At 59.4% G+C, this 25173-nt stretch carries 25 protein-coding genes; 2 read left to right on the plus strand and 23 right to left on the minus strand.

Annotated features, from left to right (window positions below; all coding sequences use genetic code 11):
* Window positions 1-408: 408 nt before the first annotated feature.
* The 22 genes from VQ065_RS31840 to VQ065_RS31945 all read right to left on the minus strand — a co-directional run bounded on the left by VQ065_RS31840 (window position 409) and on the right by VQ065_RS31945 (window position 21905).
* Window positions 409-2604 carry a type IA DNA topoisomerase gene (locus VQ065_RS31840; protein ID WP_033995596.1) on the minus strand — a complete coding sequence of 732 codons (2196 nt, stop codon included), beginning with the start codon at window positions 2602-2604 and terminating at the stop codon, window positions 409-411.
* Window positions 2605-2724: 120 nt separating this feature from the next.
* The gene (locus VQ065_RS31845; RefSeq protein ID WP_052156231.1) at window positions 2725-4488 is read right to left on the minus strand and encodes a PcfJ domain-containing protein; all 1764 of its coding nucleotides are present in this window, start codon (window positions 4486-4488) and stop codon (window positions 2725-2727) included.
* Between the two features lie 103 nt (window positions 4489-4591).
* Window positions 4592-4924 carry a TrbM/KikA/MpfK family conjugal transfer protein gene (locus VQ065_RS31850; protein WP_340080530.1) on the minus strand — a complete coding sequence of 111 codons (333 nt, stop codon included), beginning with the start codon at window positions 4922-4924 and terminating at the stop codon, window positions 4592-4594.
* A gap of 2 nt (window positions 4925-4926) precedes the next feature.
* Window positions 4927-7383, minus strand: coding sequence for a YadA family autotransporter adhesin (locus tag VQ065_RS31855; RefSeq protein ID WP_340080531.1), 2457 nt, complete (start codon window positions 7381-7383; stop codon window positions 4927-4929).
* A gap of 63 nt (window positions 7384-7446) precedes the next feature.
* Window positions 7447-9033, minus strand: a complete 1587-nt coding sequence (locus VQ065_RS31860; RefSeq protein ID WP_052156230.1) for a type IV secretory system conjugative DNA transfer family protein — start codon at window positions 9031-9033, stop codon at window positions 7447-7449.
* Entirely contained in the window at window positions 9026-9661 is a 636-nt protein-coding gene (locus VQ065_RS31865) for a DUF6012 family protein (protein ID WP_033980993.1), read from the minus strand. Before VQ065_RS31865 ends, VQ065_RS31860 begins: the two co-directional genes overlap by 8 nt.
* Before the next feature lie 66 nt (window positions 9662-9727).
* Window positions 9728-10072 (minus strand): hypothetical protein, encoded by a 345-nt coding sequence (locus VQ065_RS31870; protein WP_073655371.1) that lies wholly within the window; start codon window positions 10070-10072, stop codon window positions 9728-9730.
* 2 nt (window positions 10073-10074) lie between these two features.
* On the minus strand, window positions 10075-11109 hold the full coding sequence (virB11, locus tag VQ065_RS31875) for a P-type DNA transfer ATPase VirB11 (RefSeq protein WP_033949712.1): 1035 nt from the start codon (window positions 11107-11109) through the stop codon (window positions 10075-10077).
* Window positions 11110-11118: 9 nt separating this feature from the next.
* Window positions 11119-12471 carry a TrbI/VirB10 family protein gene (locus tag VQ065_RS31880; RefSeq protein WP_340080532.1) on the minus strand — a complete coding sequence of 451 codons (1353 nt, stop codon included), beginning with the start codon at window positions 12469-12471 and terminating at the stop codon, window positions 11119-11121.
* On the minus strand, window positions 12455-12763 hold the full coding sequence (locus VQ065_RS31885; protein WP_075116732.1) for a hypothetical protein: 309 nt from the start codon (window positions 12761-12763) through the stop codon (window positions 12455-12457). The genes VQ065_RS31880 and VQ065_RS31885 overlap by 17 nt, the downstream gene beginning before the upstream one ends.
* Entirely contained in the window at window positions 12747-13010 is a 264-nt protein-coding gene (locus VQ065_RS31890) for a hypothetical protein (protein WP_149128423.1), read from the minus strand. Before VQ065_RS31890 ends, VQ065_RS31885 begins: the two co-directional genes overlap by 17 nt.
* Window positions 12994-13803, minus strand: a complete 810-nt coding sequence (locus tag VQ065_RS31895) for a TrbG/VirB9 family P-type conjugative transfer protein (RefSeq protein ID WP_178386430.1) — start codon at window positions 13801-13803, stop codon at window positions 12994-12996. The genes VQ065_RS31890 and VQ065_RS31895 overlap by 17 nt, the downstream gene beginning before the upstream one ends.
* Window positions 13800-14615: a virB8 family protein gene (locus VQ065_RS31900; protein ID WP_003142959.1), complete on the minus strand. Its 816-nt coding sequence runs from the start codon at window positions 14613-14615 to the stop codon at window positions 13800-13802. Before VQ065_RS31900 ends, VQ065_RS31895 begins: the two co-directional genes overlap by 4 nt.
* A 332-nt stretch (window positions 14616-14947) precedes the next feature.
* Window positions 14948-15919, minus strand: coding sequence for a type IV secretion system protein (locus VQ065_RS31905; RefSeq protein ID WP_121359441.1), 972 nt, complete (start codon window positions 15917-15919; stop codon window positions 14948-14950).
* Window positions 15920-16278: 359 nt separating this feature from the next.
* Window positions 16279-16938 carry a P-type DNA transfer protein VirB5 gene (virB5, locus tag VQ065_RS31910; protein WP_075116731.1) on the minus strand — a complete coding sequence of 220 codons (660 nt, stop codon included), beginning with the start codon at window positions 16936-16938 and terminating at the stop codon, window positions 16279-16281.
* 23 nt (window positions 16939-16961) lie between these two features.
* The gene (locus VQ065_RS31915) at window positions 16962-17189 is read right to left on the minus strand and encodes a hypothetical protein (protein WP_033951589.1); all 228 of its coding nucleotides are present in this window, start codon (window positions 17187-17189) and stop codon (window positions 16962-16964) included.
* A gap of 2 nt (window positions 17190-17191) precedes the next feature.
* On the minus strand, window positions 17192-19654 hold the full coding sequence (locus VQ065_RS31920) for a VirB4 family type IV secretion system protein (RefSeq protein WP_052156229.1): 2463 nt from the start codon (window positions 19652-19654) through the stop codon (window positions 17192-17194).
* A complete protein-coding gene (locus VQ065_RS31925; RefSeq protein ID WP_058130747.1) occupies window positions 19581-19979 on the minus strand; it encodes a VirB3 family type IV secretion system protein in 399 nt (132 codons plus the stop codon). Before VQ065_RS31925 ends, VQ065_RS31920 begins: the two co-directional genes overlap by 74 nt.
* Before the next feature lie 10 nt (window positions 19980-19989).
* Complete coding sequence (locus tag VQ065_RS31930; RefSeq protein WP_058182842.1) at window positions 19990-20328, minus strand: hypothetical protein; 339 nt, start codon at window positions 20326-20328, stop codon at window positions 19990-19992.
* The gene (locus tag VQ065_RS31935) at window positions 20309-21016 is read right to left on the minus strand and encodes a lytic transglycosylase domain-containing protein (RefSeq protein WP_319382126.1); all 708 of its coding nucleotides are present in this window, start codon (window positions 21014-21016) and stop codon (window positions 20309-20311) included. The genes VQ065_RS31930 and VQ065_RS31935 overlap by 20 nt, the downstream gene beginning before the upstream one ends.
* A complete protein-coding gene (locus VQ065_RS31940) occupies window positions 21017-21250 on the minus strand; it encodes a hypothetical protein (RefSeq protein ID WP_340080533.1) in 234 nt (77 codons plus the stop codon).
* Window positions 21251-21350: 100 nt separating this feature from the next.
* Window positions 21351-21905, minus strand: a complete 555-nt coding sequence (locus tag VQ065_RS31945; protein WP_052151164.1) for a transcription termination/antitermination NusG family protein — start codon at window positions 21903-21905, stop codon at window positions 21351-21353.
* 269 nt (window positions 21906-22174) lie between these two features.
* Between VQ065_RS31945 and VQ065_RS31950 the strand changes: the two genes are divergently transcribed.
* Entirely contained in the window at window positions 22175-22543 is a 369-nt protein-coding gene (locus tag VQ065_RS31950) for a helix-turn-helix domain-containing protein (protein WP_320472059.1), read from the plus strand.
* A 232-nt stretch (window positions 22544-22775) separates the two neighbouring features.
* Here the strand turns inward: VQ065_RS31950 and VQ065_RS31955 are convergent, their stop codons facing one another.
* A complete protein-coding gene (locus VQ065_RS31955) occupies window positions 22776-23879 on the minus strand; it encodes a polyamine ABC transporter substrate-binding protein (RefSeq protein ID WP_033973292.1) in 1104 nt (367 codons plus the stop codon).
* Between the two features lie 131 nt (window positions 23880-24010).
* Here VQ065_RS31955 and VQ065_RS31960 point away from each other — a divergent pair, with 131 nt between their 5' ends.
* A complete protein-coding gene (locus VQ065_RS31960; RefSeq protein WP_058130755.1) occupies window positions 24011-24826 on the plus strand; it encodes a LuxR C-terminal-related transcriptional regulator in 816 nt (271 codons plus the stop codon).
* Window positions 24827-25173: the final 347 nt, after the last annotated feature.

Below are 25173 nucleotides of genomic sequence, written 5' to 3' on the forward strand. Positions count from 1 at the left end.
CTCGGCCACAACTTCTTCGAGGGAATGGCCGCTCACCATTGCCATGCGACACTCCTGCACCCGGCATTCAATCGAGTGCGTGAGATCTCCTGCGCCGCCAGGCAGAGTCCTGACGGTTGGTCGTTGGTGGCATACCGGGCACCCCTTGATACGGTCCTGTTTCATGGATGAAGTCCCAAAGTCGTAGGGCTCTGCCCTACTACCCGCTCTCGCCGTCGAGGACTCGGGAGCATGGGCGATGAAGCTGCCCTTGCTCCCGGTCGAAGGCTGTTTCTTTCCAGTTGGCGTCAAGTGTTCGCTGCGCCCGTGCCTCCGTTCAGCGGGTCGATGAAGCCGACCCGCCGAGCCGGGGGCGCGGCACCTGACGCGGTTGCTGATGTTTTTGAGGGGGGGGGGGAGGGCAGAGCGTTACGCGTAACGCTTCCCGTTGGTCTTGCTGGCCTTGCTGGTCTTCGGAAAATCGAACGCAACCTTTCCTTGGCCATCGAGGCGCAGGGCGGCGTCGAAGGCCTTGCCCTCTTTGTTCTTGAAGCCTTTGATCAAGCTGGTCTTGCCCTTGCTGAGTAGGCTTTCGAGGTGACTGGTGGTCAGCTCTTTCCCAGCGATGCTCGGGTACATGCGAAACTCGCACCCCTTGCACCCCACCACCTTTGCCGTCCTTACCAGCTCGCCACCGCACATGGGGCAGCGCGCCGCCAGCGGCTCGACCCCAGCACGTCCGGCAATGGGCATGTCGCCGAGATCGATCGTGCTGATCTGCTCACCGATGAAGGCCTCCAGCTCGTCCAGGAAGGCATCGACGGACAGCTCGCCACGCTCGATCATCACCTGCTGCTCATGCCACAGCGCCGTCATGTCGGGGGTCGTTGCGATCCGCGGTAGCGCCTGGATGAAGGCCACTCCGAGGGCCGTCGGAACCAGCTTCTTCTTCTCGATCGTGTAGAAACCGCGCTCCTGCAGCTTGCCCAACATCGCCGCCCGGGTGGCAGGGGTGCCGATGCCGCCACGCTCTCCAGCCTTGCCATCGTCGCGGTCCAGCAGCAGCGCCTTGATGCGAGGATCCTGCACGTATTTGGCCACCTGCTTCAGGTCTTTCAGCAAGGTCGCCTCGGTATACAGCGGTAACGGCTTGGTCTTCGCCTTGGAAACCGATACATCCAGGCAATGGCCTTGCTCCCCTCCAGCGAGAGCCGACAGTTCCTCGAACTGCGTAGCCTCCACCTCGCCCTCGCCCTCATCCTCTTCGCCGGCCTGGCTCGCCTCATCGGCTACCTCGCGCAGCAACTGGGTCCAGCCCGGCGCTGTAGTCTTGGTCGCGCTGGCCTCAAACACATGACCCTGCACATCAAACAGCGCCTTCACGGCCAAATACCGCTTCTCGCTCATGAACTGCACCAGGTACTGCCTGACGATCGCCAGGTAGACCGCTTGCTCGTCGGCGCTCAGCGCCTTCATGTCCACCACTACCGCGGTCGGGATGATCGCGGTATGCGCCGACACCTTCGAATCGTTGAAAGCCCGTCCCTTACGTCCTGGGTCAAGCTGCTCGAAGGTCGTCCGCAGCTCCGGTAGTGCTTGCGATAGCGCCGCCAGCGTTCCCGGCGCCTCGGCATGCTGCTCGGTGGACAAGTAGTTGCAGTCCGAGCGGTTGTACGTGATCGCCTTGTGCTTCTCGCGCAGCACTTGGGTGATCGCCAAGGTCTTTTCCGCATTGATCCCATGTTCACGGCTCATCTGCGCCTGCAGGTCCAGCAGCGAAAATGGCAACGGTGCGACCTGCGATTTCTCTTCCTGGACGACCGACACGACTAGGCCCGGCTGGCCGCGACACGCGTTCGCGATGCTGTTGGCATAACTCTCTTCGAGGATCCGCCCCTTTTCGTCAGTCGGCGCGTCATCCGCGACCAGCAGGCGCCCCCGGATCCGCCCCTTAAAGTCCAGCGCTGCCGATACGTTGTAGTAGAAAGAGCCCTTGTGAGCCGTGTGTGCGAGATATCGACTCACGATCAGGCCCAGGATCGGCGTCTGCACCCGCCCCACCGACAACACTCCTCGGCCCCCCCGCGCCTGAACCGCCAGGCTGTACGCCCGCGTCATGTTGAAGCCGTAAAGCTGGTCTGCGATGCTCCGCGCCTGGCCTCGCAACGACAGCCCAAGGAACTCGCTGTTGTCGCGTAGATTACCCAGCGCCTTCCGTGCCGCGGCGGCGTTCAGGTCGTTGATCAGGATCCGCTTCACCGGTCGACTGTTGCCGAAGTAGGCCAACACCTCGTCCACCAGCAACTGTCCCTCTTCATCTGGATCCCCGGCATGCACGATCTCATCGGCCTGGGCGATCAGCTGGCCGACCACATTCAACTGGTCAGCTGTTCCAGGAATTGGCTGATATTTCACCGGCCGCAGCTTCATCGGCAAATCCTCCGCATTCCACTTCGCGTATGCCGGGTTGTGCACTTCCGGCGGGGCCAGTTCGAGCAAGTGCCCAACGCACCAGGTCACCACGTCCTGACCACACTGGATACTGCCGCCTCGACGTTGACCGCCGCCCAGCGCCTCGGCGATGACTTGCCCGAGCTGGGGTTTCTCCGCAATGAACAACCGCATATAACCTCCTTGCCCACCCTTCCGCGCACGACGGACAGCCGCATCCGCGGCAAGCCAACTGGCCCGCCGGCGCGTAAGGAAATGGTTTGTGATGTGAAAAATGCTGATGGAAATCTGAGTTCAGATTTCCGCTACCGCTTGTTCCGCCTGGCTCGCTTCGCTTCCCTCGGCCAGCGCCTCGGCGTAGGCACGCACCAATTGCTTGCCAGCCCGCAAGGCGGTGGTCGATACGCGTCCATGCCGCCCCCCCTCATGCTGATCCCACCGGGCGTGCCCCTTGATGACCCTGAACCCGAGTGTGGAACGCCTGCCGTCCGGCTCCCGTACCGCGTACACCTGGTACGCCCCCTTGGCGCAATGCCCGTCATACGAGCCAACACAGTGGCCCATCTCGTAACCCTCCTCCGCCAAGGCCCGGCTGTTGTTCAGCGGGGTGAACACGATCCCCTCGATGACCGTCTCGCCCAGCAACGACGACCACTGCAAGCCCTTTTCGCCCTCCAGGTGCTCAATAGCGATGCGTTTGTGCCAGTCCTCGGAACGCCGCAACAACGCCGGCCAGGTCGCATTGCGCTCTGGCTGCCCACGATCGAACCCTTCATTCATCAGGTAATCGAGCATGTTCGACACATTGCCGGCCTCGCTGCGCAACCAGCCCCGCACGTAACCGTGGCCTTGCTCCTTCCAGAGCATCGCGCAGTGGATCAGATAGACCCGCAAGAGCTGTTGCAACTGCCCCGGATAGCTGCCGGCATAACGCTCGATGCTTTCCTGACGGCGTTCTGCCGCTCGAAGCACGTGGACATACGCGCACACCGGTACCCGGACACTGACCTTGGCCAGCGCCAAGTGGGTAACGATCGCTCGTCCTCCTCGCCATTCCTTCACCACCACGCTGCTGGCCCGGCTCAACCAGCGCCACGCGGCGCCGTCGTCGAAACTGCATACCCGCCAGTAGTCGTCACCCTCGATACCCGCGCCCCAAGCAGGGCGGACAGGCCGCCGGTCTAGCGCCGTGAATCGGCGCCCCCCGCGCACCCACAGCTTGCGCGAGAACAAGTTGTTTCGCGTCCACTGCTCCGGATTGATGCGACGTAGCAGTGGCAGCAGGTTTCGGTGTTCCCGAGCGACCTTGAGCAGCCCCTCCCGCCACCGCGCATAGCTCAGGTAACGGGTGAAAGAGCAGTTCCGATAGTCGATGACCCGCATCGCCGACAACACCTCGCCATCGAGGATGTGTTCGAAGAAGCCCGCGCGCAACGCCCGGGCACCGGCCTGCATCGATTTCGATTCCAACAGCCCGCCCTTCCACCGGTACACGCCCGTCTTCCCTTTCCCTTTCACTTTCACTTGTTTGCCGATGTAGCGCTCAATCATTCGGTAGGCCATGTGCGCGGCCGACATTTCCTGCTGCCCGGGTGCCGGCACTGGAAACGGCGAACCTTTGACCTCCACCCATCTAGTCACCAGGCGGCGATACTGCGGCAACTCGGCATACCCCGCTGCGTTCAGCGCCTTCCAAATCGCCTTGCGCGCAATCTCCCGCCACCAATCGAGCGTTCGGGTCTCTCGGACCGGAAAGAACGGCACTTCCGGCCAGCCCGCTAAATCCTCCACCTCTACCCACGCGTCATGAACCAGATCGTGTTCCAGGATCCGGATCGCCCCGTCGGCATAACGCTCGATGCGCCATAGATTGCTGATCGTCAGTTGCCGAACGCCCTCCAGCTCCGCATACCGCACCAGGCGGAACAGCTTGTGCGTGATGATGAGGTCCTTCGCCTGGCGGTAAACCTTCGCCAAGTCGGCACGTCCAAACGCTTCACGCGCGGCAGCCTCCACCCTCGGACCACCCCTGACCGCCGCCACCTCCCTTAACAACATTCAGCACCTCCTTCCCCTGGCCGACCAACGCGCAGCCGTCCCCGCGGTACGCCGCGAGGGCTACCGATGAAGCGGTCCAGGGGAGTGAACGACGTAGAACGAATCAGCCGGGGACGCGGCCGTACTTGTTGAGGATCTTCGACTTCGCGGCCGGGTCAGCGCCGAGTGCACGAGCAGCTGCATCGGGGTCAGCCTCGGAACAACCGTTCAGGTACTGCTTGCGCTTCTCGAACGTCGGGTTCGATTTGAACTTGCCCTTCTTCCTGACCTGGATGCTGAAGAACTTCTTCTCCGCCGCCCGACACTCACTGCCCCCACTGTTGCCGGTCGTCTTGCCGTACATGCACAACGCCACTTCGCAGGCGCTCATCGCCTGGGCCCCCGAGGAGAGTCCCACTGCTCCCGCGAGGGTCAGCGTTACCAGTAACTTTTTCATGGTCACCATCCTTTCACGACGCCGAACGACGCGCCCGACACCGCTTTGCTGGTCCCGATAGCGCCGCGGAACGTGACCACGGTCGAGTCGTTCACGTAGTGGTTCAAGCCGATGGCCATCGCCGACGCGCTCTGCACCGTCCCCATGCCGAAACCGAACTGCGAGCGGCCGAGATCTTTTGGCCCAATGCCTATCGCCGCGGTGGCCATGGCCAGCGCGCCGATCGCACGGTACTCCTGCCGCATCTGCTGGTTCTCTTTGCGGACATAGTTGTAGGCGCCGGCGAGTGCATCGTTGAACGAGTTGTCGAGTGCATCGATGCGCTGGTCGGTGTAGTGATTCGCACTGTTCAGCGTGTTCACGTCGCCGGCGTACATGTCCTGCCGGATTGCCACTTCCCGGCTGTCTGTGTACTGGTTTGCGCTGTTGAGCGTCTGCAAGTCAGCGGCCTGCATCTGCGAGAGATTCACGGCGTCGGTGGCGGCCGTGCCGGCACGAACGTTCGTGATCTGCCGCTCGCCGCCGGCGGCGCCGACAGACACGGTGTTCGCGCGATCGGCAACCGACCCCGCACCGAGCGCAACGGATCCTGCAGCGGTCGCGCTCGATCCTTTGCCTACAGCGACCGAGCCGTCCCCGGCCTCTACTCCGCGCGCGACCGAGTAATCCTCAGTATGGCTCTTGGCGCTGGCCAACGTCGCGGCGTCACCATCCGCCCGCGCCTGGGCCTCGGCATCGACACGCTGGTTGGTATGGTCCTTCGCGCTGGCCAACGTCGCGGCGTCACCATCCGCCCGCGCCTGAGCCTCGGCGTCGACACGGCTGTTGGTGTGGTCCTTCGCGCTGGCCAACGTCGCGGCGTCACCATCCGCCCGCGCCTGGGCCTCGGCGTCGACACGCTGGTTGGTGTGGTCCTTCGCGCTGGCCAACGTCGCAGCGTCACCATCCGCCCGCGCCTGAGCCTCGGCATCGACACGCTGGTTGGTATGGTCCTTCGCGCTGGCCAACGTCGCAGCGTCACCATCCGCCCGCGCCTGAGCCTCGGCGTCGACACGGCTGTTGGTGTGGTCCTTCGCGCTGGCCAACGTCGCGGCGTCACCATCCGCCCGCGCCTGAGCCTCGGCGTCGACACGGCTGTTGGTGTGGTCCTTCGCGCTGGCCAACGTCGCGGCGTCACCATCCGCCCGCGCCTGGGCCTCGGCGTCGACACGCTGGTTGGTGTGGTCCTTCGCGCTGGCCAACGTCGCAGCGTCACCATCCGCCCGCGCCTGAGCCTCGGCGTCGACACGGCTGTTGGTGTGGTCCTTCGCGCTGGCCAACGTCGCGGCGTCACCTTCCGCCCGTGCCTGGGCCTCGGCGTCGACACGCTGGTTGGTGTGGTCCTTCGCGCTGGCCAATGTCGCAGCGTCGCCATCCGCCCGCGCCTGAGCCTCGGCGTCAACACGGCTGTTGGTGTGGTCCTGGGCAGTTTTCAGCGTCGTCGCGTCACCATCTTCCCGGGCTTTCGCTTCAGTCTTGATCGCGCTGTCAGTGTGGTTGTTCGCGCTCGCCAAGGTTGCAGCATCGCCGGCGTGGCGGGCTTGAGCCTCGGCCGCCACTTGCTGATTCGCATGATCGATCGCCTCGCCGAGGACGCGTGCGTCCTCTTGTCCGCGTGTTTGCGCTTCGTTGGCGACAGCCTGGTTCGTGTGGTTCGTGGCCGTGCTGAGAACCCGGTTATCCTCGTCTGCCCGCTTCTGCGCCTCTGCGCTCACCTGGGTGTCGGTGTAGCCCTTCGCCGCGGCCAGGGTCGCGGCGTCACCGTCCTGGACCTGGCCGAGATTCGATGCATCGGTCCGCGCGGATCCTCCGGCAACGTTGGTGATCTGTCGTTCGGCGCCGGCGGCGCCGACAGACACGGTGTTGTCCCGGTTGTTGCTAGACCCTGTGCCGAGGGTGACGCTGTTGCTGGCCGTCGTCGTGGTTGCCTCACCGATCGCAACGGATCCCCGGCCCGTCATCGTATGACCGTTGCCAACAGCCGTGTTGCTCTGCCCGGTGACGTTGTTGCTGGAGCCAATAACCGTTGTTGTCCCGTTCGCCGCATCGATCTTGTTCGAGTCCCCGACCAGTTGGCCATATGCGTTAGAGACTGTGTTGCTCTCGCCTTTAACTGCGATATCGCTGTTGGTGACGGTGTTGTAGTTGCCAATGATCTCCGACGACATAGTGTTGTTCAGGGTGTTGTGGTTACCAACGATCACCTGGTCATTGGCCGAGGTCGCGCCCGAAAAGTGGGTATCGCGGTTGCCGGTTACGCTGTTCCCGTCGCCAGTGACAATGGTGTTCGTGAACCTGGAGTCAACCGTATTCGCAGCGTGAGCCACGCCTGTTGCGGTAACCATCAGGGCGACGCCCGTGATGAAGTGTTTTTTCGAACGGCAATAGAGTGCCGCCGCACGATTAACGCGCCTGCACATAGAGTTTTCCTTTCAAATAAGTGTGTTGCTGATACAGCCCTTGCGAACTGCGACGGTGTGCGCTTACTGCTGCGAGTTTTTGGAAGTGCTTTTCTGCTGTGCACTTTTGGAAGTGCGCTTCTGTTGTTCCGCTTTTATCTGTTCGTCATGCGGTGCCACCACCGCGGCAGTCTTCTCCTCGATCCGAACCGGAACGGTGATGTTCTTGAGTTTCTCCAAGTCTGCTGTCGGCAGCGCCGGCGGGGGCATGTTGGCCCGTTCCTGGAACACCGGCTCTTCGTACCAGAAAATTTTCCGGGCCCGAATGCTCAGCGACGGGTGTTCCTTCGTCGCCCCGATGAAGATCAGTTCCTCGTCATATGGCAGCTCGTTGACTTCCTGCGGCAGCATGAGCGGGCGGGCTTGCTCGCTGTAGCTGCGCCCCCTGGTGCGCTTGTCGCCGTAGTTCACTGAATCATTCGCGACTCGAACAGTGGTGTTGCCCAGCCGCTTGCTGTACTCGGTAGCGAGTTCGATATCGTTCGGCGTATAGACGATCTCGGCGTGGAACGCCTTCATGATCCCGTCGCCCCCCTCGCGGCCGTATGTACGTTCGGCCCGGAGCTGGTCTTTGCTCTGAAAGATGATCAAGAAGCGCAGACCTGCACCACGCATCAGCGCCGGCGCTGTTTCCATTACCTCCATCCGCCCCATCACGGCGATTTCATCGATCAAGAACAGCAACTGGTGCTTCAAGCGCAGCGAGCCATCGGCACAGTGCCCGCCCTGCTCGGGTAACACCTTTGAGTTCTCGTTGATCGCTTGCGAGAAGAACAGGTTCATCAGCGGCGCGAATTTCTTCAGCGCGTTACTCGTCACGCAGAAATAGACGCTGGTCTTCTCTTCCCGGGGCTTGGAGAAGTCGATGTCATCGCCCGAAAGAGCCCACGCAACCGTCTTCTCGCCGTATATGGCCAGCACGTCGCGCACAATGTCGCTCGTAGTCGACCAGCCCGAGGACTTGTTCTGCGAGGCGACATAGACGCTGTACAGCTCACGCCGGCATTCCTCTGAAAGCGCGTTTTCCCCGTCGGATCGATCGCTGATGACTTGCTGCGCCCACTGCCCCAGGCCGGTCCCCAACGAAGCCAGCTCGTAGAGCTGCGGCAGAGTGCAGGGCAGCTCTGGCGTTTCCATCAGGTACAGCACCAGGGCGCCGAACACGTTCGCGGCCTTGTTGTACCACTCTTGGTTTTTCGGGTTGTCCGACACGAACAGCACGCTGGCCAGGCTGCGAATGTCCCCCAACCGGTACAGCGGATCCCGGCGCAGGCCCGACAGCGGGTTCCAACGGTGGGTCTCCAGACGTTCCGGTGAGAATCGGAAAACTTTCTGCCCCATCGCTGCGCGGAAGCCCGCCGTCGTATCCCAGTTCTCGAACTTCGGATCGTTAACCACGACCGAATCCGGGTAGCTGAGCAAGTTCGGAATGACGATCCCCACACCCTTGCCGCTCCCTGGGGGAGCGGCAAGCATGACGAACGTCTGCCCGTAGGTCGCCAGGAACGCGTCTTTGCGCGGATGCTTGCCGAGCAACAGCGGGGGATACTGAGTGATTCGCCGCTGCGGCCGGGAAGGACTGTACTGTGGCACCCCTGCCGCGCTAGCCATAGTTGACCTCCTCGGCCCTCACGACGAAAGCCAACTCCCGCGACGGCAAGCGACTCTGGATATCGTTATCCCGAGGCAGCAGCCGACCGGGTTCGATAGTCGGCATGCGGAACTGCTCGCAAATTTCGACCGGCGACACAGGCCTGCGGGTCCTGTCGTCGAACGACGGTGGATCGAAGGTCGCCCGAGGGTAAGACAACCCAAGAGGACAACCTCGCTCCTTTGCTTGCTGCAACAGCACGTCGGTGACACGGTTCGGGAAGTCACCCATCTCGAAGCACAACCCGTTCCACAACACGGGGTAGTCCGTGACCGCATCGAACTCATCATCGAGCACGACGTATTCCACCCGATGCTGCACAACAATCTCGCCGGCGATCTTCCAGCGGGTGATGACAGTGAAGTACGGCACCTGGCCCGGCACGTCGATCAGCAACCCGTTCGTTGCCTTACGGCCTTTGTTCCGGCAAGCCACGTAGTAGCGCTTATTGGGAAATGGCTGGCGGGCCACTACGTCGTGCCCACCGGCAAGCAGTAGACCGAACTCTTTCACCTGCACGTCAACTAAATCGCAGGCAGAAGGGAAGGACCTAGGCACTAAGAGCCTAGGAGCGATGTGAATCAGCATGATTTTTCTCCGAAGGAGGATCCCGGCAAGCGGGAAAAGACGAAGTTGTGAAGCGCCTGCAGGCGCCTACTGGTACTCGCCGCGGTACTCGAACAGGCGCAGCTCGCGTTCGTTGGCGAACCGCGCGTCGCCGTGCAACGACTGTTTCGTTGAAAAGCGGCTCATGAAGGCCAGCAACGTGACCCCTACCGGCAGGAACGTCAGCGCTGCCGTTACGCACCAGGACCACGGCACATAGAGCAGTCGAGGATCGGACAGGGGCAGCTTCGAAGCCACGAATAACGTGGTGAGCCCCACATCCCCCGGGTTCGCATCGGTCAGCCAGAGGAACAGTGCACCACCGGCATACAGCCCGCCGATGAAGAACAGCAGCATCAGGACCAGGACCAGCAGCACCACCTTCCACCACACGATCAGGCCCTCCCTTGGTTGAGCAGGGCCAGTTTGGCCTCCGGCTCGTAATGCACTTCAAGGATGTGGGTCCGTTCCATGTAGACCACGACGTCGAAGCTGATCCGCACTTGGCGTTCGATGTAGGCCATGTCCAGGCCCTGGCCGACCGCGGACTGCTTCACCAGGCCTCCGACCCGGGCATAGCCCGACACACTGTCGTTGGCGTGCGCCGTGGTTACCGTGCCGGGGTTGCCGGTGTTGAGGATCTCCATGAAGTGCCAGGCTTCATCGCCCGTCAGCTCGGCCAGGAACAAGTGGTCGGGCTTCATCCGCAGACAGCTCGCCACCAGCTCCTTGGCCGTCACCGTCGCACCGTACAGCAGGTGGACGTGGTTGGCGTGGAACGGCAACTTCATCTCGTTGATCTCCTCGATGGTGATCAACCGCCGGTCACGGGGGAACAGGTCCACCAGGGCTTTGCCGAGGGTGGTCTTTCCCGACCCGGGGCCGCCGAAGATGATGATGTTCAGCCGGTGCTGTATCGCCAGGGCAAAGAACTCGCTCCAGGCCCCGGCCGCGTGCAGTTCCTTCAACTCACGTTGCCAGTCCGCAAGCTCGACAGTCGAAGTCGCCACCGACTGCGCCTGGTCGAACCGGCCGCTGTCGATGTAGTCCTGCAGGCTGAATCGGTCGAGGGATGGCTTGCGCACCGTGAGCGATATCGTGCCCTTCTCGCATGCAGGAGGCATCACGATCTGGCAGCGCTCGCCGTTTGGTAGCTCGACGGTGTGGATGGGCGTCTCTGCCGAAAGGTGGCGGTGGCTGTAGGCCGCCAACGCGTTCGCGACCTGCCGACAGAGGTCAAACGTCAGCCACGGCGCATCTTCGCGTTGCCACCCGTCTACACCTTCGGTCCAGATCTCGCCGGGACGGTTGATCGCCACTTCACTGACGCCAGGCCTGTCCAGCCGCTCACTGATGCCGGCCTTGTTCAGGAAATCGCGCGCCAGGGTCGAAGCATCGAGTCCATACCCCGTTTTCTCTTCAGCACTCATGAAGCCTCCTTATCGGTTCTCGAAGACCGTGGAAAAGTCGATATCGCGGGCAACCACTACGGTCATGACAGTGCCCGGCAGGATGTAGGCAGTTGGCGGAATGTTGATGCTGTTCTCCAGAGCCCGATCAGCCATGTTCTCGACGCTGCTTTCGGTGTTGTTCACCGTGTAGCCATCGGAGTTGTTCTTCTGCGAGCGGTTGACCAGGATCTGCATGCCATCCTTGAACACCGACAACATCACCGCGCCCATGAAGCGGTCGGCCAAGTGCTTGTCGATGTAGGCCTCGGTGCCGCTGGCCCCCATCGGCCCAGCCCCCAAGCTGTCCAGTCGTGCGCGTACTCCAGAGGCGGTTTCCAGCTCGGTCCAGGCCGTGAAAACAGTGGTTTGGCCTGGCTTAACCTCGATTCGCTGCTCTCCGGTCAGCCGGTCCCCGGCTTCTGCGATCACCGTCGACCCATCCGCCGAAAGCAACGGCTCTGTGAGGCGGCATTCGGGCAGGCTCGGGTAGTTCGTAACGATCGCTGTGTACAGCACGCAAGTGGTGTACGTGTTGTGCCGCACAAGGTACTTGCCCGGCGGAGCCAGGACAGCTTTGCTCGGAACGAAGGTAGTACCGCCCAATTGGTCCAGGCGTGCCCGTCCACTGTTCGTATCCGTATCCAAAGCCACGCCACCGCTTCCTGAGTCGGCTTGCCCTTGTCCCATCAGGTCCAAGGCTGTCGGCGGCGTGCCGGCGCCCGCTGCTGGTCGTCCTGCACCTGAGCTGGATCCGGCGGTCGAGGAGGCGTTGTAGGCCGAGCCACTGGCAACCTGGGCTTGCACCACAACCCCACCCGCAAGCTTCCGCTCCAGAGGGCTCGGCGGTACATCCTGATTGCTGGCCGTGGTCGTCGAACCAGCCGGAGTAGCAGAGGTAGAGGTGCTACCTCGCTCGACGTGCTCCGCCGGTGCCTCCGCCGCCGGTGTCCTTGCCGCTTCAGCCTCCGCGGCGGCCCTCCGTTGCGCCTCTTCCATTTCCCGGAGCTTCTGCTCTTTGATCCGCTGCATCGTGGCATCGTCCTGTTCCTGGACTTCCAGCGTTGCATCAGCCTTGACCTGGCTCTCGTCGATATCGCTGGTGTCTGAACGCATTTCCGAGATAACCCACATCCAGCCGGCAACGATAATCGCCACCACTACAAGAACGAGCACTCCGATTCCCACGTAGAGACCGCTCCGTCCCTCACGCTTGATCTTGCCCTTGCGCAGGTCAAACGCCCCGCGCGCCTGAGTCGACGCTTCTGCCGCTGCATCAGCCCCCTGCACCTGGTCGTCGGCCTGGTGGTCTTTCGGGTCGAGCGGTTCAGTGTTGGAGGTCATTCTCGTCCTCCTTCCCTGCCGCTTCTTCCTTCTTCACCTCCGCGATCAGTCGGTCGATCTCGCTGCCACCGAACAGCACCGGGAAGACCACCAAAGCGGTAACGACTATCGACCACAAGACCGCCCCGGCTTGCCACCAGCCCTCACCACCTGGGCTTAGCAATGCCGCCATGTCCTCGACAATGGACAAGGAAAGCCACAGAGCCAGGGCAAAGCTGAGACCGGACAAAACCCACCCAACGGGCCTTAATTGCAATTCCCATTTTTTGAAATCTTCAATGCTCGGTTTCATACTTGATCTCCTTCATAGCACTCGACAGGCTGATTACCGCTCGTACTAAGCAGGTAAAGCCGAGCATCCCAAGAATCCCCACATCAGAAAGGAGCACAAACACCATCGCGGATCTCGCCAACTCTCGAACGAGCAGCCCCCATTGATTGAGCGCGAACAGGATCAGGAGAACCAGAACCATGTGCAGGCACACGACCAAGAGTTCGATGCACAGCACGTCCAGCATTCCGTTACTGTTCCGTTGCATGTTTCACCTCCCGCACCTCTCCCGTGGTGGTGCCGTCGTAGTTGTAGAAACCGCCGCCCTGGTGCCGCGTACGCACAGCCAGTACCTGCCGGTTCAGTCGGAAGCGGTATTCGTCGCTGATCCCGTGGACGACGACGATGTTGTGTACCTGGTGCCAGTTCGTCAGGGTTTCGGTTCCGTCCGGCAGAACGCGATAAACCACCGGCCGTGGCATGGCCGAGCTGAAGCGGAAGCACGTCAGCATGCCGTTGTCCCAGGCTTCCGACGGCGACAGCTCCATGTCGCCGCGCTTCTGGTAGCGACGGTTCTGGAACGTGCCCGCGCAAGGGTCGGCGTTGAGGTTGCGGCCGGCGGTGGGCTTCGGTGGTTCCGGGTAGCGAAAGCGCAGCAGGTACGTCATGTCCGCCACGCGCTGGGCCAGGCGCAGTTCCAAGACGTATACGCGGCGGTTGGTGTTGATGATCAGGTTGGTGTCCGGGTCCTGGTCAGACATAGGCTTGATCGCCACAAGATTGCCCGCCTGGTTCACACCGATGGTCCAGGCGCCAGGATCTCCACTGACGATCAGGCCAGTGTCACCGTTGACGGTCTCGCCCTGCCCAAGCTGGATGAGCGAGGACCGTCCCACTACCGACTGAACTCGGTAGACGTTTTCCGGCGAGTACAGCGCGGTCTGGATACGCGCGTCGAAAGGAGACCCACCACCCATGACCTCTGCGCCGGCCGGCACCCCGGCAAAGCTGACCCACGCCCCGAGGATCGCCGCACACAGCGGCTTCTTCAGCTGCTTCATTGCGAACCTCCAACTTCTTGTGCCACCGAATATGCCGCCACGCCAAAGCCCAGGGGGTTCAGCCAGCGCTGTTTGCGGGTCTTCGGCGCGTTGCCGTAGTCGAAACTGATCGTGCCCAGCCAAGTCACCGGAGCCATGCCCAGGACCGGCACACCGTTGCGATCAAGGACTGTCTTCGTGAAGCGAACCTGAGCGGTTCGGAACTTCTTCGTGCTGCCGGGCAGCGAGCCATCGGCATCCAGGAACACGATATTGTTGATGTCCACGCGCAGCTGCCGGTTATCCCCCAGCACCTGGGTGTACCCCTTACTCGACAACTGGAAGTTCCGGTACTCGGCGAACGCTCCCGAGTACGACAGCAGCCGGACCATGCCGTAGTTCACGTCGGCGCCGGCGAAGCTGTAGCTCTCGCGGAAACGCACATAGGTAGCCAGCCAGAACTCATCTTGTGTGTCCTGCTCATCGCCGCCGCCAGTTCGGTCTTTCATCACCGGCACAACGTCGGTGAACCCGGTGTTGTTGTCGACCCGTACCAGGAAAGCCTCCACTGTCTTCAGCGGCGTCAACCCCAGCACCGCGCCCACCGCCATGAAGGCCAGCAGGCCGAACACGATTGCGATCGCCCGCCAGGTCCTCGCCTTGCTCCGCTCCTGCTTGGCCACCGAGCTTTCGAACCAGCGTGCCGCGTCTGTGTACGCCTTCAGAGCCAGGCTCGCTTCGCGTGAGGCCTCCCCCACCAACGGCTGAGCCTCCAACTGTTGTTCGCGCTCGGCCAGCGCCTTGAAACGTTGCTTACTGCGCCCCTTTAACATCTCGACCTCCCGAGCCTTCCAGTGTCGAAACCCGTGCCGCCGGCGGGGTAGTCGCGGGCTTGCTTGTCTGTGCTTTTGCCTTCACCGCCGGTGGATTCAGGTCCACCCACGATCCCGTTGGCTGGGAAAGTTCAGGGGGCGAGCTGCACCCCGACAGGCAGGCAGCACAAAGCAGCCCGCCCCAAAAGAGCTTGGTCATGTCATTCACCTGTTTTCTGTGCGTCTGAGTGAGCCGATCCGGCTCAGAAATCACCCGGCAGAACGCCGGTTTGAAGGAAGTGCGCGGTTGGAGCTGGCATCTGAATTCAGATTGACCGCCAGCGTCTTGGCTATCAGCTGATTCTGTTTCCTCGGGCCCTCGACAGAAGTCTGCGCCCAGCCCCTGCTACTCCTTTAGCCATCCGCATCGCCGGGTGCAGACCCAATCCACGTTTGACTAGACCACCAAGCCCTCCACCCGCTGAGGTCGGCGCCCCTGCCATGATGGTGGCCGCGTAGTTCGGGATCTCCAGTGCAATAGCTGTAAACGCCGAGAAGTAGACCAGTATCGAGATAGCAGCCTGCAACGTGTTAGGAATATTGCCGTCACGGATCACGTGTTCATTAATGAACCGCATTTCCAATCCGAGGATCACAGAGAACAGCACCTGTGCCAGCATGAACCCACCCAGTACCCCGACCCACCCCCAGAACCACTGCCGGGTCTGCGGGAAGATCGAGAAGGCAATGAACAGCGGCCCCACCACCAGTATCACAGTAGCGCTAACCTTCAATGTTACTAAGGTGCCAACTGCGATCAGCAGGAATGGAATACCGCCCAATAGCATATATAGAACCGTGAGGAACGATATAAATACAACCGAGAGTGCCGCACTAAATGGATTGAAGTCCATTTCATATACAAGACGCTTCACGGCAGTGAAAAAATCACTAATCAGCGCATCAACCTGATTAGTAAAAATATCACTACTCCCCGATAAAGTCTTCGCCATCCATAGTGGAAGCCCCTGTACAACCGGAACCACCCAGTTCCAATATGTTCCGACGCTAAACGCAATCGAAATCAAAAAGGAGATCTTGATCAGCTCAATCGATACTTCTTGAAACGGCACATCCAACCCCGTCCAAAGCCATCGAATGGCCCGCATCATCAGGTGCACCAACCAGAAACTTCCAAAAACTGCGCCCATGACCAGCATGACCTTGGCCATTCCGACCATGATCATGCTTTGCAGGGCTGAGTCGATGAAAGTGTAGAGAGGCCCGGCCACCTCAATCACGATAGGTGAGACGTTGTCCTCCATGTTTATTCCCTCCGAATATACACTCGGCCATTGTAATGAATTTTCCCATCTTCAAAATAAGCAGCCAGGGGGAGTCCTTCCCAAGACAATACCCTTTCTTCTTTTATTTTCGGCCTAGAGAATTCAGGCTTCCGTTTACCTTCCCCAAAATCCCATATATCTATCACGAAGTCGCAATACCCTCCGGAGCATGATATATCCAGTTTCTGGGGATCAGAGCTATGGTCCCCCTCACGAACCCACTTCCCTTCGAAGTTCTTTCCGCTCGGTTCAAAGCAGCCCGCCAGAGGAGCAGCTAGCACCAAACACGCAACCACTTTCAGAAGAATGCCACTTTTCATAATCCGACCCTCTCTAGCCTAGGAACCCTTACCGTCCAGATAGTCCAAGAAGTTCTGGACTTTCCTTTCGTTGTCGTTCTTTTCTTTCTGCTCCGTGAGCATTTTCATATTCGCAAGGCGCATCTGCTGGTTCTGTAGCTCCAGGAACTCTTGCTGGTAGCGCAGCTCCAGATCCTGTTTCTGCTGTGGCGTCTGCACCTGGTCCAACTGCTCCCGCAACCGGGCGGCGTTCTCCACCCGCCGGTTGCTGGCCTTGTAGTTGCGTTCCAGGGCATCGGTCACGGCCAGCAGCTTGTCGAACTGGGCCTGCACCCGGCTGTCGCTTGATACCAGACCGTAGCGGTTCCGCAAACTAGCCATATCGCGAGCGCTGCTGTACACATCGGCCCAGTCGCCCAGGGGCAGTACCTGGTTCAACGTCGGATCGTTTAGAAATCCGCCCAGCTTGTCGTTGCCATTGATGAGCGACTTGTAATGCTCATATTGCTGCCTGGCTTGCTCGATCCCGCGCTTAGCCTCGTTGAGGGCCTTCAACGCCTCTTCAGCCTGCTGTTTGGCATTCATCCCCAGCTGCAACACCGTGGCCGCATCCAAGGTCGGGATACCGCTGGCCTGTATCAACGGCGCAGCCGTTACCGTCACAGCGGCCAGCGCCGCCGCCAGTAAGGTCTTTTTCATCGTCTTTTTCCTGCAGATATGTTTCAGAAGTCCAGACGGCTCTTCACCGTCCGGTCCAGCTCAATGCGCCGATCAATCAGCGCGTCTATGAGCCGTTGCGTTGCCGCCGTCAGCACTTCTTTCCAGGGACTGGACTCGACGATAGGGTCACCGTCCAGAGCGAGTTCCAAGGCCTTGAGTTCACGCAGACTCAACAGAACCGGAACCGGGCGGCCCTGCTCTTCAGCGGGGTACTCGAAGTAGCTAGCCATCGCTACCCTCCTCCCTCGCCTTCAGTCACCAGGGACTGCCGCTGCATCTCGTCCAGGAACGGCTTCACCCACACTGCGGGATCGTCTGTTCCCAGCTCGGCACGGATCCGAGCGGCCACGGCCGCGTTCTCCGTCGTCGTGGACAGCAGCGGCAGCCAGTACTTCAGCTCGTCCCGCACTTCGGTATGCGTGGAAAGGTCCATCTTCAGACGCACCGACCGGGGCCCCTGTACAACCACTGCCTGGCGGTCGTACGGGTCCTGCTCGGCGACCGCCTCGAACAGCCGTCCCTCGATACCGAACTTCGCGTAGCTCTCGGCCGTGGCCTTGTCGTTGGCCAACCAGATCGAGGTCACCACCTGCTGCACGACTGCCGGCGCATACGGCGTTGCTAACGCATCTTCCGGCGACTGGGTATCCATCATCAGGATCTCTCCCCGCAGCCTGCCCGCCTTCAGCACCTCCTTGATCAGCTCCGCCGTGCTCTCGAAGGAAAGCGGCGCCCAGTACTCCGCGACAAAGTTCAGCAAGAGGCTGCCCGGCTGGGTCTGGTGCATCAGCCGCTTCATGAAGAACAAGGTCTTCAAGAGCACCTCCATTTCAGCCGGGTGCCTGCTGACATACTCCTTTTTCAGGATGTGCGTGCAGTCGAACGCAAGGCGTTGGTAGGCAGTGGGATCAAACAGGTTCCGCGGCGAGTCCAGCACCCATGCGCAGCTCCCTTCCCGACCGCCATCGGCGCGCAGTCGACACCAACGCGACAGACGCGTGTGCAGGCAGTTTCCCCCCCTGGGGGTGATGTTCTGGAGCAACAGGGACATACCTCGGTGTTCAACCGTCGAGTGGGCCATCACCGCATCGATCGATGCCTGGATCTCCCGTTCCTCGACCTCATCCACCAGCCCGCCGCTCCCGTCTTCCTTCTTCATCCCACCGGCGCAGGTGATCACCACATCGAGCAGAAATTGCCGCAACTGCGGCGTGTCCTGGAGCTGGAACGGGTTCAACCCAGTCGACGTTCCCGGATCGATAGCGAAGTACTGCGTGCCTAGGGCGCGCAGCAGGTTCTCCAGCGAGTGGTTGTAGTCGATGCCGAACAGCATCGGCTTCCATCGGCTGAAGAAGGTCAACAAGACCGCCTCCAGAGTGGTCTTGCCAGCGCCCGTCATGCCGGTCACCGCGAGGTGCCCGGGCAATTTCTCGCCCAGGTTGTTCTGGCCTGGCGGGCTGTCGTGGGCGTTGAGCAGGAACATCCCGTCGCTGAGCGTGCGCATCGGCACCAAGGCGGAGCCGTCGCCAATCGGGTTGCCGCGTGCCTTGCCGCTGGGAGTGGCATGCAGGGAAAAGCCGCAGGCCAGGTTCTCGGTGGATTTCATCATCGGGTACATGGCCTGCGTCACCCCGGGGAACTGGGTGTACCAGGTGTACACGTTGCTCAGGGTCGACCGTACGAACGTCGCGTCCTTCGCGCTGAATAACGACTCCATCTTCGAACCGTTCGTGATCGCCTCGTCCGGCGTATCGCCGTAGACGATCAGCGAAGCGTGGTAGCGCCCAAAGCTCTTGATGCCCTGCGCGATTTCGCTCGCCGCATCATCCAGCTCGTCGGTCTGCTTCGACTCGCCCTCTACCGAGGCCAGGTCCGCTATCTGTTTCTTGAAGTTGCGCTTGATCTCGTTGCGCTCCTCGAACATGAACGCCTGTACCAGGGTGAAGTCCAGCGGCTGCTCAATCGCCTCGTCCCACATCCCCGGCCGGCTGCCCTCGCTGGGGTAGTCGCGCAGGTCGTAGGTAGTAGCGAACCGCCGGCCACCGTGGTTCGGGCGGTTCTCGACGAAGTCATAGGCGCCGAAGCTGGTCACGCTATCAATGATCGCCTCGCCCAGGCGCGTATCGGACAACCGGACCGCTTGCTCACGGCCATTGAACAGCAGGCTGTAGAAGCGCCCGATCTGTGAGTAGAACGCCCCTGTCTCCGTCTCCTCCACTCCCAGCAGAACGGGCTCGAATCTTTTGAGCATACTGACCGAGGTGATCAACAGGTCCTGCATGCGCCGGATCCCGTCGTCCAGATCGCGGTATTTCAAGATCACCGCCAGGTGGTAGCTTACCTCCCGGTAGCTGCCCTGTTTGAACGGACGCACGTAGGCGTCGACGAACTCCTGCAGCACCGGTAGATCGAGCTGGTACTCACCGTCCAGCTCTAACTGGCTCTTGGTGACGTACGTCTGGAGCATTAGGCTTTTGCCTTCCTTCTTCCCGAGCGTGAAGAAGTAGCGGTTGAGCCGGTGGAACAGTTGGTCCAGGTCGGCCTTGTCACGGGTTTCGTGAGAAACGCCCTTGAGCCGGATCAAGCTCAGCAGACGGTTTCCCGTCAGGGTCACCATGTGCTCATGCACGTGGTACTTCATCAGCGGCGCCAAAGCTTCCGCCGGCATGACGACGTTGTGCGAAACGCTTGCCATAGAACACACTCCAAAGGGGATTGATCGGCGTCAGGCACACCCCGCGGCCGTATCTCAGGTTCAAGGAAAAACGACGCATGGCGTAGACGATTCGGCGCATGTAGCGGGCGTCGAATGAACTCACCACGGAAAAGCCGACCAAGGCCAGGAACAGGGGCGAGGCCAACAGCAACGCCCCCCACCACGGAAACAGCAGGAAACCGATTGTGCCGACCACCAACAACGCGACCGCAATTCCTACGAAGGGCAGGATCGGCACACCCAGGAACGTCGCCGGGCGGCTCATGGCGTTGTAACTTGGGAACAGCAGTTCCTCATCGTTCATCGGCCAGCCCTCACGCAATCGTGCCGCCGCCAAAGAACGCCCAGGCCCACGCCCCGAGGAGCAGAACCCCACCGACTACGCCCAACACACCTACTTGCTTCACGTAGTCCATGAACGTAGTGCTGTGGTCGCCCGCAGCCCTGGATGACATCCAGCCAATGCCGACCCACAGCAGGCAGATCAGGGCGATGCTGCCACCCACGGCGAACATCCCCAGGCGGATATTTCTGCCCAGCGCCACCAGCTTCTGATCCCACTCGTCGGCCATCGCCATGTATGGCGTGTAGACGGCCAGGAATACCGCCAGCCGCTGCAACATCTCGCGGGCCTTACTCTTCAGTTTTTGCATCGCTCTTTACCTCTCGATCCTGGTCTTCCAGGGGTTGTGGTTGTGCCTGCGGCTGATTTGCCGCCGGCGGGTCATAACGGGGGTACTGCCGAAGCACATCCCAGCTCTGGTAAGTCGGCTGGGGGGCGACGGGAACATTTGCCGGCCCGGCCGGAAGGGTTGGCGCAGCTGGGGGCTGTGCCTGAAGCGCCGGGACGTACGCTGGTAGATCCGCGTTGGCCAGAACCCGCTGAACATGGCTCGTTCCGCCAAATTCGGGCTCGGGCCGGAAGCCGGTGGTGAAGTTGCCGCTGTAGTAGCAGCTGTAGGCCTTGCGGATGGCTTCCTGGTCTGAGCTGCTGACCGGTCGCGCCTGGCCATAGCAGCGGCGCAGTTCCTCAGCAGAGCGTTTCAGGTTGTGGCAAGGCTCGAACATCTCGGCCACCTGCCGGGGATCGCTGGCATCGAAATGCTGCCGATGGACCTGGCCCAGCCCCACAGCGAAGCTCTTGCCCTCTTCCACCAGCTTTTTCACCGCCGCCAGGGCCTCCGCGAGGCTTTGCGGCTGACGCGACAAAGCACCGTCCTTCACGCCGATGGCGTAAGGATTGAGGGCGGATTCGGCTTTAACGACGGGATACAGCGTGGAGGGATGGACAGCAGGAGCACATTGCAGGGCCAGCGCCATGAAGGCACTGGTAGTAAGCATTTAAATCTCCTTCTTTTCGACCTGTGGCACGTGAAGCTCTCGGAGGATCTCCGACTTCGCCATGTCGCTGTAGTGATCGACCAGATACTGGGCGATCTGAGTTGGCGTCACCTGGTCACCAACCTGATAACTGATTTCGATGGCAATTCCGGTGAGCTTCGAGTAACGCTCGGTGCCAATATGGATATTGCCCCTACGGCCATTTTTGGGCGGGCCAGCTTTGCTTGGTGTCATAGCACCTCCTATTGGTGATAAACGAACAGCAGAAAAACCGGCAGGAACGCTCCTGCCGGTGGAAAGTAGAGTGGGAACTGTCTGGTTAGTGGGACATTCTTCAGGCTACAGCGCGCTTACCACCCACAAACTTGGGTACCGGAGTATCGGCCACCGAGATAATCCGCGAGCGATCAAACATGCTCCGACGGACTCTGATGTTTTCGTGTTGGAGAATCGCCAAGAACCGCGCACGCCTCTGTGCGGCAGAGCGTAGACCAACCACCAGGTGCAGCGACTTCTCCAGCTCTGAGGGCAGGTTGCGATACTCGATGCAGGCCAGTGTGCGGTCGACACGCAAGAGCAACACATCCCGAAGCCCTTGGATCACAGATTCAGGCACTACATAAGGTTCGCCCGCGAAGCGGACGAACTGAATAGCACCGGGGAAACGAGTGATCTGTGTGGTGTGTACTTCCTCGGGGTCGAATCGCAAGAACAGGTAGCCAGGGAAGAGATCCTTCTCCTTGACTCGAAACCCACTAAGGCGGTCAGAACGCCTTTGCTTCTCTATCAGAATCGGAGAGTAGGCCTCAACCCCCGCCAACTGTTCAACCTCCGACTTAACCCATTGATGTGCATTGGATTTGCACGAGAGCAAATACCAATTTCTCATCCCTCTCATCCTCCATTCGAGCAGCCGCCGCCCGGACCGATCCCACCTTGGTCTCGGCTTCCCACAGCAGCCTTCAGGGCTGAATACTGTATATATATACAGTTGTTTTTTAGATTTCCACAAATGCCCAGTCGGCGCAAGGCGCCCTTGGTGGAAGGATGATAGGTGCTTTGGAGATGAAAATAAACACTTTTCTACAAAAATTTGTACTAAAGTGATTTTTATAAAAAATCGTCATATGAAATGATCTGATTTTTTATGGAACTAATGTGCCGAGCCTTCGCGAGATAATCGGGGCGAGAATTAAGTCTCTTCGAAAAGCCTCAAATTTAAGCCAATCAGAACTTGCCGAGTTGATTGGTTGTGATGCCCCATTGGTTAGTCGCTACGAAAGAGGAATAAACCTTCCGGGCATTGAGCAACTTATTAGAATTTCGACCATCTTTAATGTTTCACCTGGCGATTTGCTGCCAAGCAAAGACGACGAGTTAAGGGAAAAGCTCACCGCGCTTCGGAGAGAAATTTCAGAAAGGGTACTTCAGATAGACACACCTGGAGATTTAGAAGAAATAATATCGCACATAGACAGGCTAGCCCCGGGACCAATTAAAAATAAATCCCAGAAATCAGACCGCTAGCCATCCCATGCCGAACCTAGACATTAACTCATTAATACGCAGTCTTCTTTTAAGGTGGCTATTTAATGAAAACTCGTCGACTGGCAGCAATCCGTCCTCCACAAGAGCCGAGTACTTCCTATCCATCTTCAGAAGTATTGCAAGTTCTTTTAGTTCTTTTTTTTCTTGTTCATCTAAAAGCATGATACCCTCGCTCACCGGCCAGCTTAGATAGCTGGCCGGCTTGATCGCTCTACAGCCCGCTCTTGATCCGGTTCCACACCCGCGTTCTGACCCGCTCGGCCTTCAGTGGCAGAGTTTCCAGGGGGAACAGCCGCTTCATGGTTTCATCGTCGAAATACACAGCGGGATCTTCCCTGACTGTTTTTTCCACGTACTGGAAGGACTCCCTGTTCCCATTTGGATAGCCAATATAGCTCGAAGACTTCGCGATCACGTCAGGCTTGATCATGAAGTTTATAAACTTCCTTCCCTCTTCGGGATGCGGCGCATCTTTGAGTAGCACCATATTCTCTATCCAAACAAGGGAGCCCTCTTTAGGAATGCTATATCCAATCTCCCGGTGGACTTTTCCGCTCTTATTGGCGTTTCTTGCAAGATAGGCCGTACCCTGCCACCCCACAGAAACACAAATATTTCCGTTGGTGAGGTCGGCTGTCAGCTTAGACGAGTCGAAGTATCGAATATAAGGACGCACTTTCAGAATCAGTGCTTGTGCTTTCTCATAGTCGGCAGGATTCTGGCTGTTGTAGGGGAGCCCAAGGTAGTTCAATGCGATAGAAAGAATCTCAGTGGAAGAGTCGAGCATCGCCACCCCACACTTCGAGAGCTTCGAAATGTTCTCTTCCTTGAAAATCAGATCCCATGAGTTGGTCGGCGCATCAGCGCCCAGGTACTGACGCACCTTCTCTGCATCGTAGGCTATGCCCGTGGTGCCCCACAGGTAGGGAACCGCGTATCGGTTCCCGGGATCCGTGGCACTGAGGTTCTTCATCACCTGGGGGTCCAGGTTGGACCACTCTTTCAAGTCCTGGTGCTCCAGCTCCTGGAGCACCCCCGCCTTGATCAGGTTGGGCAGCAGGTTGGACGTGATCACCACTACATCGTAACCGGACCGCCCGGCCAAGAGCTTGCCTTGTGCGAACTCACCACTATCGAAAGTGCCGGAAATGACTTTCACGCCCGTCTCTTTCTGAAAATCGCCGGTCACGCCTGGGGCGATGAAATCGATCCAGTTATAGAAGTGAACACTCTTCTCCTGACGTTGATCAGCCGACACGCCGGCAGAGCCGGCAGTGAAGGCAATAGACAAGGCAAGTGCAGCAATTCCTTTCATAAATACCCCATTAGTTAAACTACTAGAATTAATAGGTATCGCTAGATTTTTCCCTCATTCACTGCCGATATTATTCTCACTGGAAGGTCATTTCTATTGACCGGATTACCTAGTCCCCTGGGAGTAGTGAAATGGAAATCAGCTTGAAGGACATAGCTTGGCAGCGCTCGCTTGGGAACCTGCTCGACCACCTGGACCAGCCAGACTTTTGGTTGGTACTGGTGGAAACGGTACGGGAGTTCGTGCAGGTCGATAACTGGGTTTCTCTGGTATTTAGTGACTCCACACCAGTGATACTTTTCTACGCCGAGGAGGAAGAAGAGGAAAAAGACGAAAGGAAGCCCAACCATTTAATTGGCAAATACATAACCGGTTACTATCGCATCGATCCGTTCTATGCCGCCTCACGCTCTGCACCCGGCCCTCGGACGATCTATCTTCGAGATATCGTGACGCCCGCATTTAATAAGAGTCGATACTACATAGAGTACTTCGAGACGCATGTGGTATGCGATGAAATGCAATATAACATCCCTATTGATGAGCGCCGCACGCTTTGCCTGTCGCTGGGAAGCGAGGCGAAGTATACCGCCGAGAACATTGCGTTTCTTGAGATCATTCGCCCTTGGGTGCTTTCCCTCATGAGCAAGCGGCTCCACTTCGAGGAAAGCCTACAAGACGACAGTAGCCCATCGCTCAGAGTCGACAGCTCTGTGCTGAACGCTCTTGTCGCACCACTGACAGGGCGTGAATCCCAGGTCTTGAATCTGATGCTAGAGGGTAAGTCAAATAAGGAAATAGCTGACAAGCTCGCAATATCCGTATCGACAACCAAAGTTCACCGGCGTCACGTCTACGCCAAGTTGAACGTAAGTTCTCACTCCGAACTATTTGCCTTGCTCCTAAAAGATATACCGTCTGTCGGAAACATAGTTTCTCAAACATAAAACATTTACATATAGGCGCAATGCGCCTAACATAAGTCTTGTTGGTGGCACGCAGAAAGCCACTCACCCCGAGGGGGCTAGTCGTTGCCACCGGGGAACGAGATGAGACTTTCAGATGTTGCGACAATCCGAACGAACTACCCCGAGGCGCATTTCTGGTTAGTTCGGCGGGGCTCAGCGGAGCGATGCGGTGAGCCGGTTCGAGAGTTCAATCCAGAACATATCGGAATCCGGGTAAACCGAATAGACATACTCCTCCCCGACTATCTCTTTTACGCCCTGGTCCATATCCACCAGGTCGGTTACTGGAAGACGATAGCAACCGGAACGCTGAGCCTAGTCAACAT

The organism is Pseudomonas sp. KBN10P06128 (assembly GCF_037574945.1).
Lineage (GTDB): Bacteria > Pseudomonadota > Gammaproteobacteria > Pseudomonadales > Pseudomonadaceae > Pseudomonas > Pseudomonas aeruginosa.